General features: G+C 62.4%; 16 protein-coding genes and 1 pseudogene. 12 read left to right on the top strand and 5 right to left on the bottom strand.

Annotated elements, in window-relative coordinates; all coding sequences use genetic code 11:
- Positions 1-64: 64 nt before the first annotated feature.
- Both L5014_RS33400 and L5014_RS33395 read left to right on the top strand, forming a co-directional pair.
- Positions 65-1,345, top strand: a complete 1,281-nt coding sequence (locus L5014_RS33400; RefSeq protein ID WP_238468121.1) for an MFS transporter — start codon at positions 65-67, stop codon at positions 1,343-1,345.
- Positions 1,346-1,433: 88 nt separating this feature from the next.
- Entirely contained in the window at positions 1,434-2,372 is a 939-nt protein-coding gene (locus L5014_RS33395; RefSeq protein ID WP_238468119.1) for a fumarylacetoacetate hydrolase family protein, read from the top strand.
- An 89-nt stretch (positions 2,373-2,461) separates the two neighbouring features.
- Here the strand turns inward: L5014_RS33395 and L5014_RS33390 are convergent, their stop codons facing one another.
- The gene (locus tag L5014_RS33390) at positions 2,462-3,328 is read right to left on the bottom strand and encodes a helix-turn-helix domain-containing protein (RefSeq protein ID WP_238468116.1); all 867 of its coding nucleotides are present in this window, start codon (positions 3,326-3,328) and stop codon (positions 2,462-2,464) included.
- Positions 3,329-3,598: 270 nt separating this feature from the next.
- Here L5014_RS33390 and L5014_RS33385 point away from each other — a divergent pair, with 270 nt between their 5' ends.
- The 4 genes from L5014_RS33385 (at position 3,599) to wrbA (ending at position 6,451) form a co-directional block, all read left to right on the top strand.
- Complete coding sequence (locus L5014_RS33385; RefSeq protein ID WP_238468114.1) at positions 3,599-4,387, top strand: alpha/beta fold hydrolase; 789 nt, start codon at positions 3,599-3,601, stop codon at positions 4,385-4,387.
- 83 nt (positions 4,388-4,470) lie between these two features.
- Complete coding sequence (locus tag L5014_RS33380; protein WP_238468112.1) at positions 4,471-4,752, top strand: YciI family protein; 282 nt, start codon at positions 4,471-4,473, stop codon at positions 4,750-4,752.
- Positions 4,753-4,862: 110 nt separating this feature from the next.
- Positions 4,863-5,765 carry a LysR family transcriptional regulator gene (locus L5014_RS33375; protein WP_238468110.1) on the top strand — a complete coding sequence of 301 codons (903 nt, stop codon included), beginning with the start codon at positions 4,863-4,865 and terminating at the stop codon, positions 5,763-5,765.
- A gap of 83 nt (positions 5,766-5,848) precedes the next feature.
- Positions 5,849-6,451: an NAD(P)H:quinone oxidoreductase gene (gene wrbA / locus L5014_RS33370; protein WP_238468108.1), complete on the top strand. Its 603-nt coding sequence runs from the start codon at positions 5,849-5,851 to the stop codon at positions 6,449-6,451.
- A 71-nt stretch (positions 6,452-6,522) separates the two neighbouring features.
- Here the strand turns inward: wrbA and trxA are convergent.
- Positions 6,523-6,834: pseudogene (gene trxA / locus L5014_RS33365) on the bottom strand (thioredoxin); the annotation flags it as partial.
- 109 nt (positions 6,835-6,943) lie between these two features.
- Here trxA and L5014_RS33360 point away from each other — a divergent pair.
- Positions 6,944-7,906, top strand: coding sequence for a D-2-hydroxyacid dehydrogenase family protein (locus tag L5014_RS33360; RefSeq protein WP_238468106.1), 963 nt, complete (start codon positions 6,944-6,946; stop codon positions 7,904-7,906).
- Here the strand turns inward: L5014_RS33360 and L5014_RS33355 are convergent.
- Positions 7,901-8,827 carry a LysR family transcriptional regulator gene (locus L5014_RS33355; protein ID WP_238468104.1) on the bottom strand — a complete coding sequence of 309 codons (927 nt, stop codon included), beginning with the start codon at positions 8,825-8,827 and terminating at the stop codon, positions 7,901-7,903. The genes L5014_RS33360 and L5014_RS33355 overlap by 6 nt on opposite strands.
- Before the next feature lie 290 nt (positions 8,828-9,117).
- Between L5014_RS33355 and L5014_RS33350 the strand changes: the two genes are divergently transcribed.
- On the top strand, positions 9,118-10,470 hold the full coding sequence (locus tag L5014_RS33350) for an MFS transporter (protein WP_238468102.1): 1,353 nt from the start codon (positions 9,118-9,120) through the stop codon (positions 10,468-10,470).
- A gap of 45 nt (positions 10,471-10,515) precedes the next feature.
- A complete protein-coding gene (locus L5014_RS33345) occupies positions 10,516-11,265 on the top strand; it encodes a maleate cis-trans isomerase family protein (protein ID WP_238468100.1) in 750 nt (249 codons plus the stop codon).
- Positions 11,266-11,351: 86 nt separating this feature from the next.
- Here L5014_RS33345 and L5014_RS33340 read toward each other — a convergent pair whose 3' ends face one another.
- Entirely contained in the window at positions 11,352-12,932 is a 1,581-nt protein-coding gene (locus L5014_RS33340; protein ID WP_238468098.1) for a Na+/H+ antiporter, read from the bottom strand.
- A 49-nt stretch (positions 12,933-12,981) separates the two neighbouring features.
- The gene (locus tag L5014_RS33335) at positions 12,982-13,257 is read right to left on the bottom strand and encodes a XapX domain-containing protein (RefSeq protein ID WP_238468096.1); all 276 of its coding nucleotides are present in this window, start codon (positions 13,255-13,257) and stop codon (positions 12,982-12,984) included.
- 282 nt (positions 13,258-13,539) lie between these two features.
- Here L5014_RS33335 and L5014_RS33330 point away from each other — a divergent pair, with 282 nt between their 5' ends.
- The 3 genes from L5014_RS33330 to L5014_RS33320 form a co-directional block, all read left to right on the top strand.
- Positions 13,540-14,226, top strand: a complete 687-nt coding sequence (locus L5014_RS33330) for a hydrolase (RefSeq protein ID WP_238468094.1) — start codon at positions 13,540-13,542, stop codon at positions 14,224-14,226.
- Between the two features lie 275 nt (positions 14,227-14,501).
- Positions 14,502-14,669, top strand: coding sequence for a DUF1427 family protein (locus L5014_RS33325; RefSeq protein ID WP_238468093.1), 168 nt, complete (start codon positions 14,502-14,504; stop codon positions 14,667-14,669).
- 37 nt (positions 14,670-14,706) lie between these two features.
- The coding region (locus L5014_RS33320; protein WP_238468091.1) for an amidohydrolase family protein at positions 14,707-14,993 on the top strand (287 nt) is incomplete at its 3' end.

Below are 14,993 nucleotides of genomic sequence, written 5' to 3'. Positions count from 1 at the left end.
TTCGTTTTTGAGTATGGATACGGCCGCGCGGGCATCCGCCCCGCGCGCCGCAGGAGGCAAGGTCATGAATGTGGAAGACTCCAAGCCGGTTGCAGTGGGTGACGCGATTCCGGACGCCAGCCGCACCGGCTGGCGTATCGCTCTGTTCGTCTGTTTTCTCGTCGTGGTGCTGGACGGATTCAACACCACCTCGATTTCGTTCGTCGTGCCAACGCTTGCGCATGACTGGCAACTGAGCGCCGCCGCGTTTACGCCGGTATTCGTCGCGACCAATATCGGGGCTGCGATCGGCTTCATCATCACAGGATCGCTCGCGCATCGCTTCGGACACCGGTTGGTGGGCCTCGCGAGCGTCGTGTTGTTTGGCGGGGCGACGTGGCTCACGATGTATGCGGACAATGTCGCCGCGCTGTCGGCGATGCGCGTGTTGTCGGCAATCGGCCTCGGCGCGGCGCTGCCTATCGCGATTGCCGCGTCGGCAACCATCATCGGCGCGCGGCACAAGGTTGCGGCATCGCTGCTCGTGACAACGGGCATGTCGGTGGGCGCGGTGATTGGCGGCGTCGTCGGCGGTCCGCTGATGCACCGGTTCGGCTGGCAGGCGGTGTTCGTGCTAGGTGGCGCGTTGCCGTTCGTCGTCGCACCGGCGTTCTATCGGATCCTGCCGGCTGGCGTTCCACCGCGTGCCGCACACAAGCCGCAGATGCGCACGAACCCGGTAAAGGCGCTCTTCGGCAATGGATACGCCACCTACACGGGGCTGCTTTGGCTGTTCTCCTTCCTGATCTTCATGGACGTCTACGCGCTGCTGTTCTGGCTGCCCACGCTGTTGCTGTCGTTCGGCTTCACGCTCGAACACGCGCCAGCCGGAATGGCCGCGTTCAGCATCGGCGGGCTCAGCGGCAATTTGCTGATGACCGCGGCAGTCACGGCCATGACGCTCGCCGGCAAGGTGCGTGTGAAATCGGCGCTGACGGTCGGCATCGTGGCCGTGATCGCGGGCATCGCCGCGCTCGCGCATGTTGCCGTGCTGCCCGCGGTCGTTCTGTTGCTGATCGGTGTGATCGGGGCGGGCCTCGTCAACGGCATCATGGGCCAGACCGCCCTTGCCGTCGCGTTCTATCCCGAGCACCTGCGTGCGACCGGAGTGGGCTGGGGCCATGCGCTGGGACGCGTTGGGTCGTTTGTCGGCCCCGCGATCGGTGGGGCATTGCTCTCGCTCGGCTGGGCGCCGCGCGACATCGTATTGACCGCCATCGTGCCCGCGTGCCTGGCGATCGTGGTGCTCGGTGCGCTCTCCGCAGCCGGGCGCCGCGCTGCCGCCAGTGCGTTGCCGGAGCGCTGAATCGCCAGCGCCGCTGCGCAGTCTGGCGCAGTCCGCGCGGTTTGGCGCAGTTTGGTCTCCTCAATTCAACTCGACTTAACCTGTACCGATGAAAATCATTGCCTATCTGGACGCCGGCCATACTGTGCTCGGCGTCGTGACCAGCCCGACCCATTTCGTCGCCGTTGCGGACGTTGCGCCGGATCTGCCGAGCGACCTGATCGAGATTCTCGAACTCGACGACGGCCTCGCCCGCCTGCGCGAATCGACCCAAGGCCGCCAGGGCGACCGCCTGTTAGCCGATGTGACGCTCAAGCCGTTTCTGAGCCGGCCAAACGCAATGTGGGCGCTGGCGCTGAACTTCAAGAGCCATATAGCCGAAACCGGTCTGCAGACCAACCCCAACTATCCCCACCTGTTCCTGCGCACCGCCGCGTCTTATGTGGGAGCGAACGAGCCGATCTTCGCGCCGTCCGAATCGGTCGCTCGCGCGTTCGACTATGAGGGCGAACTGGGCGTCGTCATCGGCAAGCCGGGGCGCTACATTCCGGTCGAGCGTGCCCTCGCGTATGTGGCCGGCTATACGTGCCTGAACGAAGGCTCGGTGCGCGAATATCAAATACATAACCGGCAATTCGGACTCGGAAAGAACTTCGAGGCATCGGGCTCGTATGGTCCCTGGCTGATGACGCCGGACGAATTCGGCGACCCCGCGCGGCGTTCCGTGCTGACACGCGTGAACGGCGTGGTCCGGCAGCAGGCGCCGCTCGACGACATGCTGATAGACGTCGCGCGCACGATCAGCTACCTGAGTTGCGGTTACCGGCTGCGGCCGGGCGATTTGATCGCGATGGGCACGCCGGGCGCGCTGAAGCCCCAGCCGGACGATGTTGAAGGCAACGATCTGTCGCGCCAATACGGACCGTTCCCGACGCCTGGGCTCGTGCACATGCGGCCTGGCGACTCGGTCGAAATTGAAATCGACGGCCTGGGTGTGTTGCGCAATCCGGTGGTCCCCGATCCGTCCCGCGAGAGCGATACGCGGTAGACCGCTCGCATGCGTGCGGCGCGATGACAGGGCGCATCTGCGCCGCGCGTGCCGCGCCGCGCGCGCGCGCGGCTTAGTGGCTTACTGGCTTACTCTTGCAAATTGCCCAGCACGACCGAGCGGCGCCGGAATTCGCTCGGCGGCACACCCATGTGCTGCGAGAAGAAGCGTGTGAAATGACTATGTTCTTCGAAGCCCAACTCGTCGGCAATGTCGGCCAGCGGCCGGTCGCTGGTGCCCAGCAGTTGGATCGCATGTGACATTCGCACCCAGTCGATGTAATGCTGAGGCGAGATGCCCATGCAGCGGCGGAACTGCTCGAAGAAGCGCGAGCGCGACAACCCGACCTGCGCGGCGACCTGCGCAACACTGGGATTCGGTTCCGGCGACCGCTTGATGAAGTCGAGCGCCTTGCGGATGCGGAAGTCGACGGGGCGTGTGGACGGTGCGATGCCCGTGGTGAGCACCGGATCGGCGAAATCGCGCCCGAGTGCGGACACGAGATCTTCGAGAATTGGCATGCCGCCATCGTCATGCGCGACGAGGTGGTGGGTAATCGCGGCCGCCAGGCGTTCGACGTGGTGACGCACGTCCGGCGTGACGACGACCACAGCGTTGGGAAAGATCCCCGTGGGACCCGATTCCGCGAGTTGCAGCCGTGAGCGCAACCATGCCGTCTCGACCACCAGCGAGAGGATCAGCGATGGTGTGCCGCCGTTGTCGCTCTTCGCATGCTCGATCCACGGATTCAGGCAAATCGCACGCTCGCCGGTGAGCGTGCACTCTTGTCCGCCGATACGAAATCCGCAGTCGGCGCCGCCGAGCTTGAACAGGAACTGATACTGCGCGTGCGCATGCGCGACGAGTGGGCGGCTGATGAAATTGACCGTCGCGCGGCCAAAGTCTCCCTGCAGGATCCAGACTGGCTTCTCCGAATCGATCGTCATGGGGGGCATACGGGGTTCTCTTGGCGGTGCGATGCCGTTGTGACATGCGCATGGTCATGGGCGGTGCGTTATTGCGCCTGTCACTAAATCAAATGAATCACGACAAGTCAATGGGTATAAGACGCAGGTGTGCACGAGGCGTGGCGTAGCGCGATTTCCGGACGATACGGCAAATGATCGCTTCATTCGATTACCACGCCGAGGGTGAGTCGAACCATAGTGATACCCATGTGCGCGATGGTGCACACGACAGCGCATCGCAATCGAGGAGGGAGCGAAATGGCATGGTTTGAGCGCGAGGGCGTCCAGATTGCCTATGAGGAATCGGGTCCGCCGGATGGACCCGTGGTGGTCTTCAGCCACGGCTTTCTGATGGACGGCGAAATGTTCCGGCCGAATGTCGAGAATCTGCGGGACGTATTCCGGTGCATCGTGTGGGACCAGCGCGGATTCGGCACAACGGGGCCTACCGGGCAGGCATTCACCTATTGGGATTCCGCGCGCGATCTGATTGGCCTTCTGGATCACCTGGAGATCGCCACTGCGTCGCTGGTGGGCATGTCGCAGGGCGGCTTCGTTTCGATGCGTGCCGCGCTGCTGGAGCGCGACCGGTTCCGCTCACTCGCCCTGATTGCGACGCGCAGCGACCTTGACGACGCGTCAGTCACGGACTCGTTCGAGCAATTGAAGGCGGAATGGGCACGCAACGGCGGCACGAACGTAGCCGACCATCTCGCGACGTTTCTTCTTGGCCCTGACTATGCGGCAGCGGCGTGGACCTCGAAATGGCTGCGCATGTCGCGCGAGCATTTCAACCGTCCGGTCGATGCGCTCACTTCGCGTGACGACATCACCCACCAGCTACGCGAAATTACGCATGCGTCCATCATATTTCATGGCGATGCCGATACGGCCATCGATCCACGTTGCGGCGAAGCGCTGGCTGCGAGGCTGCCGAACTGCAAAGGGATGGTGACCGTGCCAGGGGCCGGGCACACGCCGAACCTGACGCATGCTCATGACGTCAATCCGCCGCTTAGGGATTTTTTGCTGAGATATGGGCGCTAACGCCATGCAAGCGTGCTGCCCTGTGTCAAACGTTTCCGGACGGTTTTGCGCCGCCCGTATGTTCTGTCCAGTAAGGAACTCGAATGCATATCGTCGTTTACTGCCTCGATCACCCCGACGTGATCGCGCTTCGTCGCACGCACTTTGCGGCGCATAAGGCACGGTTGGAGACTTCGCCGCTTCACACAGTGATTGCCGGGCCGCTCACCGAGCCGGACGGGACCATCGTCGGCAGCTTCTTTCTCTACGATGCGCACGACATCGAGACAGTGCGGGCGTTCGTGCTTGAAGATCCCTTCAACATAGCGGGCATCTGGAAAACAGTCGACATTCGGTGTTTCGAGAAGCGGGCAGGTCGCTGCTGAGATGCCTATCAAAATGGAATGTCTTCTATTCCATTCTTTCTATTTTTCGTTGGCTTCCGGTCCGATAACATTGCCTCAAGAAGCAATGCTCGCCCATTAATTACAATTGCATGCCAAATCTTCCCGATCTCGAAGCTTGGGCGATTTTCGCGCGCGTGCTCGAAGCCGGCTCTTTCGCGAAAGCGGCCGAAACCCTCGGCATGTCGCAGCCCACCGTGTCCAAGGCGATTATCCGGCTCGAGCGGCGACTGGGTACGACGCTTCTATACCGGACTTCGCGCCGAATTTCTCTCACGCCAATCGGTCAGCTCGTCATGGAGCGCGCCAGGCACATCGTCAGAGAGGGCGAGTTGATCGAGGCGGAGACATCGGCGCACTCGCGTGCGCCTAAAGGCTTGCTGCGTATTTCAGCGCCCATGTCATTCGGCCTCAAGTATCTGGCGCCGCTCATGCCCGAGTTTCTCGCGCGCTATCCGGATGTGAATCTCGACGTTTCGTTCGACGACGCCGTGGTCGACGTCGTGCGCGGCGGTTTTGATGTGGCGGTTCGCATTGCGGCGCCCGAAGATTCGTCGATGCGGGCTCGCAATCTGTGCGTTATACGCCGCCTGCTGGTGACAAGCCCGACGTACCTCGCCAGGCATGGGCCCATCAGTCACCCTCGGGAAATCGAAGACCATACCTGTCTGTGCTACGCGAGTCATTCGACATCGCTGTCGTGGCGCTTCAGACACACGTCCGGCGAGGAATGCAGTATAACGATCGACAGCCGCATGCGGACCAACAATGCAGAGTCGTTGATTCCGCCGCTGCTGGCCGGCATGGGCATGGCGCTGCAGCCGGAGTTCGTGGTTGCGGACGCGCTGGCGCGCGGCGACCTGGTCGAGGTCTTGCCGGAATGGAAGATTGCACAGGCTTACCTGAGCCTGGTGACGCCTTCGCGGGTCATCCGTCCCGCGCGTGTCGCGGCGTTGCTCGACTATCTTGCAGAAAGCTTGCCGTCGGCGCCGTAGTTGACGCTTGCCTGTGCGGATGATGCATCGGCGAGCGGTGGGGCGGTGGGATCGATCATTCGACGTAAAACCGGAGAAACCAGATGGCCAAAATTCTTGTGCTTTACTACTCGTCGTATGGGCATATCGAAACGATGGCGAAGGCCGTTGCCGAGGGTGCCGGGTCGGTACCGGGCGCGACGGTAACCGTCAAGCGCGTGCCGGAAACGATTCCTCCCGAGCAGGCCCAGGCGGCCCATATCAAGCTCGATCAGGCTGCACCCGTTGCGACGATCGACGAACTGGCGGACTACGACGCGATCATTTTTGGCACGCCAACACGCTTCGGCAATATGGCCGCACAGATGCGCAACTTCCTCGATCAAACCGGTGGCCTGTGGATGAAGGGTGCGCTCATCGGCAAGATCGGCAGCGTGTTCGCTTCGACGGGTACGCAGCACGGCGGCCAGGAAACCACGATCACGTCGTTCCACTCGACGCTGCTGCATCAGGGCATGGTGATCGTTGGCGTGCCATACGCTTGCGCTGGGCTGACCAGGATGGACGAGATTACCGGCGGCTCGCCTTATGGCGCCACGACGCTTGCCGGTGCCGATGGCAGTCGCACGCCGAGCGCGAATGAACTCGATATCGCGCGCTATCAGGGCAAGCACGTTGCCGAGCTGGCGGCAAAGCTCGCTTCGTAAATGCAGGTTGGCCACTGAGAGGCGAAGCCCTCTCAGTGGCCGGCACATCAATTGGCGGGCGCAAGCGACGTCAATTGCTTGAGCACGTCGCGCAACTGACTTTCAGGCAGCGCTCCCGTGAACTGTCCGACTGCCTCGCCATTCGCGAATGCAACCACATGGGGAATGCTGCGAACCCTGAATTGGGCAGCAAGCTCGCGATTTTCGTCGACATTCACCTTGACCAGCTTCCAGCGCCCCTCGTACTCGGCCTCAAGCTTTTCGAGCCTCGGCCCGAGGACGTTACACGGACCGCACCACGGCGCCCAAAAGTCGAGCAATATGGGTGTGTTCGCGGAGTGGTCGATCACATCGCGCGAGAAGGTTTCCAGTGTCGTTTCCATTGCTGCTCTCCATGCCCATCGGCAATTTTGTCTGAATTGAAAATGGGGGCCGCGGGGAGAAAACCAATCCGTGCTTTTGCAACAGAGCGTTTCCCGCAGGAGGACAACCATGTCTGGCTCATCGTGCATCAGAATTGCGGTTCTCGACGATTACCAGAACGCCGCGCTCGACGTGGCGGACTGGTCCGCGTTGAATGGTCGTGCGCAGATCACGGTCTTCAACGATCACGTCGCGCAGACCGCGCAGGTTATCGAGCGCCTCGCGCCATTCGACATCGTGTGTGTGATGCGCGAGCGCACGCCGCTCACGCGCCAGATAATCGAAAACCTTCCCAATCTCAAGCTCATCGCCTCCACGGGCGTGAGCAACGAATCGATCGACATGGACGCGGCGGCCGAGCGCGGTGTCGAAGTCGCGCACACGGGGTACTCGTCCACGCCCACCATCGAGTTCGCATGGTCAATGATTCTGGCCATGGCGCGCAATATTCCCCGCGAGAATCAGTCCTTGCGCGAGGGGGGCTGGCAGCGCACGCTCGGAACGCAGCTGGCCGGCAAGACGCTCGGCGTCCTGGGCCTCGGTCATATCGGGTCGGCGGTCGGCGTGATCGGCCGCGCGTTCAGAATGAATGTCATTGCGTGGAGCGAGAACCTCACTGCGGAGCGCGCGCAATCGAAGGGCGTGCAACGGGTCGACAAAGACACGCTGTTCTCGACGTCCGATTTTCTGTCGATTCATTTGCGCTTGAGCGAGCGCACCCGGGGGCTGGTGGGCGCTGCCGAGCTTGCGCGCATGAAGCCCACGAGCCGGATCGTCAATACGTCGCGCGCGCCGATCGTCGACATGGCGGCGCTGCTCGCGGCGCTCAAGGGCGGCCAGATCGCAGGCGCCGCGATCGACGTGTACGATAGCGAGCCGCTCGAACTGCGCGATCCGTTGCGCACGCTGGACAACGTGCTCGCCACGCCGCATATCGGTTACGTTACGCGTGAGATGTACGAGACATTCTATGGCGATACCGTGCGCAACATCGTCGAATGGCTCGATCGAACGCCTGGCAACGCCTCATGATAAGTTGTCCTGTTGCTTGTCGAGGTGGTCGACCAGCATGCGCGCAGGAAGCGGCAGCGTTTCAAAATTGCGCGCAATAATTAACAGCGGCCGCAGCGACCACGGCTCATCAAGCTCAACGACGTGAAAAGGGACCGACTGCATATAAGGTGTCACGCTTCCCTTGGGCAGGATGCCAATGCCGAGACCCGCGCTGACCATATTGCGCACCCCCTCGAAGCTCGTCACCTCGATGCGCACGCGAAGCCGCCTGCCGGCACGCTCCGCGGCAGCGCGACACAGTTTCGAAATGGACGTACCGTATGGCATGCTGACAACGTCGTCGTCCAGCGCCTCCGCGAAGGACACACTTTCGCGCCCGGCGAACCGATGATCCGACGGGACGATCACGACCAGTTTATCGACGCTGTATGGCCGCCACTGCAGATCGCCCAGCGCGTCCTCGGTGGCAGCGCAGATGCCGAGGTCGGCGACGCCGCCCGTGATCGCCTGCACCACTTCATCGCTCGACTTCTCGACCATGTCGATCCGCACTTTCGGATTGGTGCGTAAAAAGGTGCGCAGCACGCCCGGCAGATACTGGACCATGGCGGTGAAGTTCACATAAATTCGAGTGTGTCCCCTCAATCCCGCCGAATACTCAGACAGTTCGTCCGCAATTTGCTGCAAGTGCTCGCCGAGGCGCTTTGCATGGTGATAAAGCGCCTCGCCCGCAGGCGTAGCTTGCACGCCGCGGCTGTGCCTATATAACAACGGCGTACCCGCGTCGCCTTCGAGATCGGATACACGCTTACTGACGGCCGACGCCACAATGTGCGTGCGGGCCGCCGCCGCCGCAATGCTGCCCTCCTCGACGACCGCCACGAAAATGCGCAGCGACTCCATGTCGAGTCGAAATGGCCGGGTTACTGAAACACGCATCCTCGCTCCTTCGGGTTGGATATCTGTTTGGCTCCCATCGCATTTGGCGATGCCTCTATTGAGCATTGAGAAGTTTTCAATAATCCCGACAATCGGCATCCTGTGTGCCAAAGCATTCCAGCCTTGCGGAGCCATCGGTCCAGGCGCCAAGGCTGAGCAGCGCGCATCGCGATTCTATGTCGAGGAGGCGGCGTTGTCTCGGCAGATACCGCTGGGACATGGCACGCTGCGCGCCGGCGGACGGCCGAAATACGTGAAAACCCGGTTGAAGAAAATGACGGAGACTAAAGATGGAACACAGGCAATTTGTATCGGGCTCGCGAACGCACTGGTACGAGGGGCTCACGGCGATGCACTGGCGGGTGCTGAAAGCTAGCTTCCTTGGCTGGATTTTCGACGGTTACGAGGCACTGGCGCTCGTTGTTGTACTGGGTCCGATGCTGCATTCGGTGCTGTCGCCGGCGCAAGCCGCCTCTCCCACGACCTACGCGGGCCTGGTAATCGGCATTACGTTGCTTGGCTGGGGCGCGGGCGGACTGGTCGGCGGGATTCTCGCGGACTATGTCGGACGCAAGCGAATGATGCTCTGGTCCGTGTTCCTCTATGCGATGTTGTCGGGTTTGACCGCGTTCTCGCAAACCTTCTGGGCGTTATGCGGGCTGCGTTTCCTGACTGGCCTCGCCATGGGCAGCGAATGGAGCACGGGCGTCGCGCTGCTATCGGAGACCTGGCCGGAACGGGCTCGTGCGAAAGGGGCGGGTTTCCTGCAATCGGGCTTCGGCTGGGGCACGCTGGTCGCAGCGGTCGTGTGGTACGCACTTTCGCTCACGCATCCACTCGGCGCCGAAACCTGGCGGCTGATGTTCGTGCTTGGCGCAGCCCCCGCGTTCTTTGTGCTGTATATCCGCCGCGGCGTCGACGAGTCGGAAAAATGGCAATCCGCAGTGCGCGAGAAACGCTGGAGCGCGACCGGTACCCAGCCGGTTGCCGGCAACACGGCAGTATCCGACAAGCGTCCCTTCACACTCACGCAGTTGTTCAGCGAATCCGAAGCGCTGCGCCGCACCATGCTGCTGGTCGTGCTGTCGATCGCTGCGACGGTGGGCTGGTGGGCGATTTCCAGTTGGCTGCCGACCTATACCGTGGCGCTCGCTAAAGCCGAAGGCTACCCCGACGCGTTGTCCTGGGGCTCGAAGATATCGATCGCGTATACCGTTGGCGCGATTGCGGCCTATACCGTTGCCGGCTTCGTGGTGGATGCGATTGGCCGGCGGGCGTTCCTGTCACTGACTTTTGCCGGCGCGCTGGTGGCAACGGTCATCACGTACAAGCTGACCACAAGCGTTGAAGCGATGATGGTCGTGGCGCCTGTCAACGGGTTCTTTACCCTGGGCTGCGCCTATGTCTGGATGGCGATCTACCCCTGTGAACTCTTTTCTTCGAGTGTGCGTTCCACTGCGATCAGCTTCGTGTTCAATGCGGCGCGCCTTATCGCGTGGATCTTCCCGATCATTGCGGGCAGCATGATCAAATCGTTCGGCGGTGTCTCGCAGGCTGCGTTGGCACTCGGCAGCGTCTATCTGCTCGGTATCGTATTGCCCTGGTTCTTGCCCGAGACGCGTGGCGCGGGCATGCCGGACTGAGTCAATCAGCATGCCGGACACCTAACTTTATTTCTGGAAGGAAAAATGCCTCAAAATTTTCGTATTGGACAGATCGTTCCCAGCTCGAATACGACCATGGAAACGGAAATTCCCGCCATGTTGCGTGCCCGTGAATCGATCCGCCCCGAGCGGTTCACCTTCCATTCGAGCCGGATGAGAATGCACAAGGTGACGAAGGAGGAACTGGTCGCAATGAACAAGGAAGGCTTGCGCTGCGCGGCGGAACTTGCCGACGCTCGTGTCGATGTCATGAGCACGGCATGCCTGGTCGCGATCATGGCGATGGGCCCCGGATATCATCGGGAGACCGAGCGCGACCTGCTGGAGGTTGCGCGTGCCAATCATTGCCTTGCGCCCGTCATGACTTCCGCGGGAGCCCTGATCGACGGTCTGAAGATCATGGGCGCTCGCCGGATTTCGCTGATGGCGCCGTATATGCGGCCATTGACCGATCTCGTCGTCGCTTACATTGAAAACGAAGGCATCGAGGTCATCGATTCCATCTGCTTTGAGATTCCCGATAACCTTGAGGTTGGTCTGCGTGACCCGATGCAACTGGTCGACGACGTTCGCGGCCTGAATACCGAAGGTGCGGACGTCGTAGTGGCGTCGGCATGCGTCCAGATGCCTTCATTGCCGGCGATTCAGCGCATCGAAGACATGCTTGGAATTCGCACCGTTTCGACTGCGGTATGCACCGTCCGGCGCATGCTGGACCATCTCGAGCTTGAGCCAATCGTTCCTGGCGCGGGCGCGTTGCTTTCCGGCGCGTGACACCGCAACGAAGTATGGATACAAGCGCTCAGGTAGGGGCGGCATCCTGGCGGCGGGCGGGCGTCTTGCTGGCGCCGGAGGAGCCGTCAGGGTTCGAGCAGGCGCAACAGGCGCAGTTCTTCGAGGTCGAACTCCGACTCGATGCGGTGCAGGAGCGCGTCGTCGATCTTGCCGTCGCGATGCAGGCCGAGCAATGCCTCGCGCGATACGCCGACGAGCTCGAGCTCGACGCGCAGGAAGCGGGCGCGGTGCTCGACGCGCTCCGCGCCCGACGTATGCGCGTTTTCGTTCGCGGTGACGCGAACCCGGTACTCCGTGAGCAGGCGATCGAGCGTCGCGCGCTCGAGACCGGATGCGCGCTTGCCGATCTCCTCGAGCGCGGCGAGGGCTGCGCGAAACGTCGTAGCGCGCGCCTCGTGCTCGGACATCGTTTCACGCAGGCTCGGACGCAGCTTGAGCACGCGGATGAGCGGTGCAAGGCTCGCGCCCTGCACGACGAGCGTCGCGATGATGAGCAAGAAGGTGCTGAAGACGATCAGGTCGCGGCCCGGGAAACTCGCGGGTAGCGCAAGCGCGGCGGCGAGGCTCACGACGCCGCGCATGCCGGCCCAACCCAGCACCATGGCTTCGCGCAACGACCAGGGCTCGCGGCCCGCGCGTTTCGCACGCATGCGGCCGGGCAGCCAGAGCGCGCCGAACACCCACACCAGGCGGGCCGCGATGGCGGCGGCGGTGGCCGGCAACGCGACGCGCAGGCCGGCCATCAACACGGCGCCTTCGTGATTCACGCGCGCGAGGATGCCATGCAGCGCGAGCCCGATCAGGATGAAGACCAACGCGTCGAGCACGAACACGATCGCTTCCCACGTGGCCTTGGCCTTGATGCGCATGTCGGCATCGAATACGCGATGCTGGCGGACGCCGAGCACGAGGCCGCAAGTCACCACGGAGAGCACGCCCGATCCGCCGACGGCCTCGGCGATGCCATAGCTCGCCCAGGCCATCACGAAGGTGACGACGATGCCGAGCATGGGGTCGGCCAGACGCGGCAGCACCCAGCACATGGCCTGACCGCACACGAGGCCAACCACGACGCCGATCAGCGTGAGCGTGAAGAAGAGGCCCGTTGCGCCCGAGGCCGTGATCGTGGCGGCCATGGCCGCCGAAACCGCCACCTGATAGAGCAGCAGGCCCGATGCGTCGTTGACGAGACTCTCGCCTTCGAGCACGGCCACGAGCCTCGCGGGCAACGGATGGCGCTGCAGGATCGCCTTCGCGGCGACTGCATCGGGCGGTGAGACAATGGCCCCCAGCGCGAAACACGCAGCCCAGGGCAGCGCAGGATTGAAGGCATGCACGGCGGCGCCGACCGCAACGGTCGTGAACGTCACCGCGCCGATCACGAGCGAAACGATCGTGCCTTGCTCGCGCCGGAATTCCTTCCACGCCGTGTAGAACGAACTCGACATCAGGAGCGGCGGCAGCACGGCCGCGAGCAGCAGGTTCGGGTCCATGTCGGGCACGCGCTTGCCGACTATCGCAATCGCGCAGCCGCCGAGCAGCAGCACGACGGCAGGCGCAATGGCGATACGTTCCGCGAGCCACGTGAGCGCGCCCGCGCCGCAGATCAACAACAGCAGGTAATGAAATAGCTCGACGTTGTTCATCCGCGTGCCGGTAGATCGCGCGGCGCGCGATTGCGCAAATCATAATGCATCACGATGGCCGCCGCTCCTTTGCGGTGGCATCGGGTACGTGAGCCCCAGGCAGTGCGCCGAACATGTGCTGGCTGCATTTCGCTTCGCGCCAGGCCGTGTTCAGCTTGAGACCCGAGAACATCCGGCGTGCGACGGGGAGGATCTGCTCGCCGGCCAGCATGCCGAGCAGACCCACCAGCGCAATAGTGGGCGGCGCGGGCGATTGCACGCCGATCGTGTGATAGACGACGCCGGCAAGCACGCCGGCGAGCAGCGATAGAACATACGATTTCATGATGCGAGTCTCGTTGACGATCGATCGGTGAGAGGCACTGCGCCGCGAATTGGGTGAAAGCCTAGCGGGTTTGCCGGAATAAGGAAAGGGTAAATACGGAGATTTGACAGGCGCTTTTTGGAATCGCTTTAATTCCATTTATTCGATGTTCTTTTGGCGGATTTGAGTGTTAAATGAATAGGGCTGGATGACTGATCTTCCCAGCTCAATCACACATTCGACTCCTTCCGGTTAATCCGGCGAGGCGGTCTTCTTTTATCTCCGGATCTAAGGACACCCGTCATGAGCAATCCGAAGCTTGAAGTACTCACGCCGCAGAACAGCCAGCTCATCTTCATCGACCAGCAGCCGCAGATGGCCTTCGGCGTGCAATCGATCGACCGGCAGGTCCTGAAGAACAACGTCGTCGCACTGGCCAAGTCGGCCAAGGTGTTCAATATTCCGACCACGATCACGACCGTGGAGTCGGAGAGCTTCTCGGGCTTCACGTATCCGGAATTGCTGGACGTGTTTCCGGGGCAGAAGCTGCTCGAACGCAGCTCGATGAACTCGTGGGACGACCAGAAAGTGCGCGACGCGCTTGCTGCGAACGGTCGCAAGAAGGTGGTGGTCTCGGGCCTGTGGACCGAGGTCTGCAACAACACCTTCGCCCTGTGCGCGATGCTCGAAGGCGGCTATGAAATCTACATGGTGGCCGATGCCTCGGGCGGTACGTCGAAGGAAGCGCACGACTATGCCATGCAGCGCATGATCCAGGCGGGCGTCGTGCCCGTCACCTGGCAGCAGGTCATGCTCGAATGGCAGCGCGACTGGGCACGCCGCGAGACCTACGACGCCGTCATGGCGATCGCGAAGGAGCACTCGGGCTCCTACGGCATGGGCATCGACTACGCGTACACGATGGTTCACAAGGCGCCGCAGCGTACCGCAACGCCGCATGAGGCGCTCCCCGCAGTACCGGCGGCCTGATCGCGACCCGATCGCGGCCTGTCGCGCTTGTCGCGACGCTCGAAGCCGATTTGTTGAGGCCGCTGCGGCGTGCTCCACGCGAAAGCGTGGCAGCTGCAGCTGCGGCCTCGGCTTCGGGACCGGGAAAATTTGCATGATCCGGCGCAGGTCTGGAGTCGCTGCTTCGTCTACCAGGATCATCAAGGATTCGGTCAGAAGGACAAACCCACCCACTCCAGACGGCGAACACCGGGATGCCATGACCTGCCTTTTGAACCGTCGGAGAGACTGATCGTATGGAACCGTATCTGGTGTCACTAGGCGGGGGCGTGCTGATCGGCGTGATCTACAGCGCCATCAAGGTCCGTTCCCCCGCGCCGCCGCTGATCGCCCTTATCGGCCTGCTCGGCATGCTGATTGGCGCGCAGGCCATCCCGACACTCAAGCCGTTGCTCGGATTTTGAATGCAATCAGTGCAACGAGCGAAGCGAGGACACTCCCATGAGCGCAACCGATACCCCACCTGATCTCATTCTGCATAACGGACGATTTACTACACTGGACCGTTCGAACCCGAACGCCACAGCGGTCGCGGTCGCCGGTGGCCGTTTCGTCGCGGTCGGCAGCGACGCCGATGTGATGCCGCTCGCACGCGGCACGACCAGGGTCGTCGATCTCGGCGGGCGGCCCGCGCTGCCAGGCCTGATCGATAACCACCTGCATCTGATTCGCGGCGGCCTGAACTACAACATGGAGTTGCGCTGGGACGGCGTGCGCTCGCTCGCCGT

The organism is Paraburkholderia tagetis, from assembly GCF_022213065.1.
In the GTDB taxonomy this organism is placed as follows: Bacteria; Pseudomonadota; Gammaproteobacteria; order Burkholderiales; family Burkholderiaceae; genus Paraburkholderia; species Paraburkholderia tagetis.
This window is presented reverse-complemented; position numbering and strand designations above follow the sequence as displayed.

Bases quoted from the DNA above. Each gene is read 5' to 3' on its own strand.
- L5014_RS33400 (WP_238468121.1), top strand. From the start codon at position 65: ATGAATGTGGAAGACTCCAAGCCGGTTGCAGTGGGTGACGCGATTCCG.
- L5014_RS33395 (WP_238468119.1), top strand. From the start codon at position 1,434: ATGAAAATCATTGCCTATCTGGACGCCGGCCATACTGTGCTCGGCGTC.
- L5014_RS33390 (WP_238468116.1), bottom strand. From the start codon at position 3,328: ATGCCCCCCATGACGATCGATTCGGAGAAGCCAGTCTGGATCCTGCAG.
- L5014_RS33385 (WP_238468114.1), top strand. From the start codon at position 3,599: ATGGCATGGTTTGAGCGCGAGGGCGTCCAGATTGCCTATGAGGAATCG.
- L5014_RS33380 (WP_238468112.1), top strand. From the start codon at position 4,471: ATGCATATCGTCGTTTACTGCCTCGATCACCCCGACGTGATCGCGCTT.
- L5014_RS33375 (WP_238468110.1), top strand. From the start codon at position 4,863: ATGCCAAATCTTCCCGATCTCGAAGCTTGGGCGATTTTCGCGCGCGTG.
- wrbA (WP_238468108.1), top strand. From the start codon at position 5,849: ATGGCCAAAATTCTTGTGCTTTACTACTCGTCGTATGGGCATATCGAA.
- L5014_RS33360 (WP_238468106.1), top strand. From the start codon at position 6,944: ATGTCTGGCTCATCGTGCATCAGAATTGCGGTTCTCGACGATTACCAG.
- L5014_RS33355 (WP_238468104.1), bottom strand. From the start codon at position 8,827: ATGCGTGTTTCAGTAACCCGGCCATTTCGACTCGACATGGAGTCGCTG.
- L5014_RS33350 (WP_238468102.1), top strand. From the start codon at position 9,118: ATGGAACACAGGCAATTTGTATCGGGCTCGCGAACGCACTGGTACGAG.
- L5014_RS33345 (WP_238468100.1), top strand. From the start codon at position 10,516: ATGCCTCAAAATTTTCGTATTGGACAGATCGTTCCCAGCTCGAATACG.
- L5014_RS33340 (WP_238468098.1), bottom strand. From the start codon at position 12,932: ATGAACAACGTCGAGCTATTTCATTACCTGCTGTTGTTGATCTGCGGC.
- L5014_RS33335 (WP_238468096.1), bottom strand. From the start codon at position 13,257: ATGAAATCGTATGTTCTATCGCTGCTCGCCGGCGTGCTTGCCGGCGTC.
- L5014_RS33330 (WP_238468094.1), top strand. From the start codon at position 13,540: ATGAGCAATCCGAAGCTTGAAGTACTCACGCCGCAGAACAGCCAGCTC.
- L5014_RS33325 (WP_238468093.1), top strand. From the start codon at position 14,502: ATGGAACCGTATCTGGTGTCACTAGGCGGGGGCGTGCTGATCGGCGTG.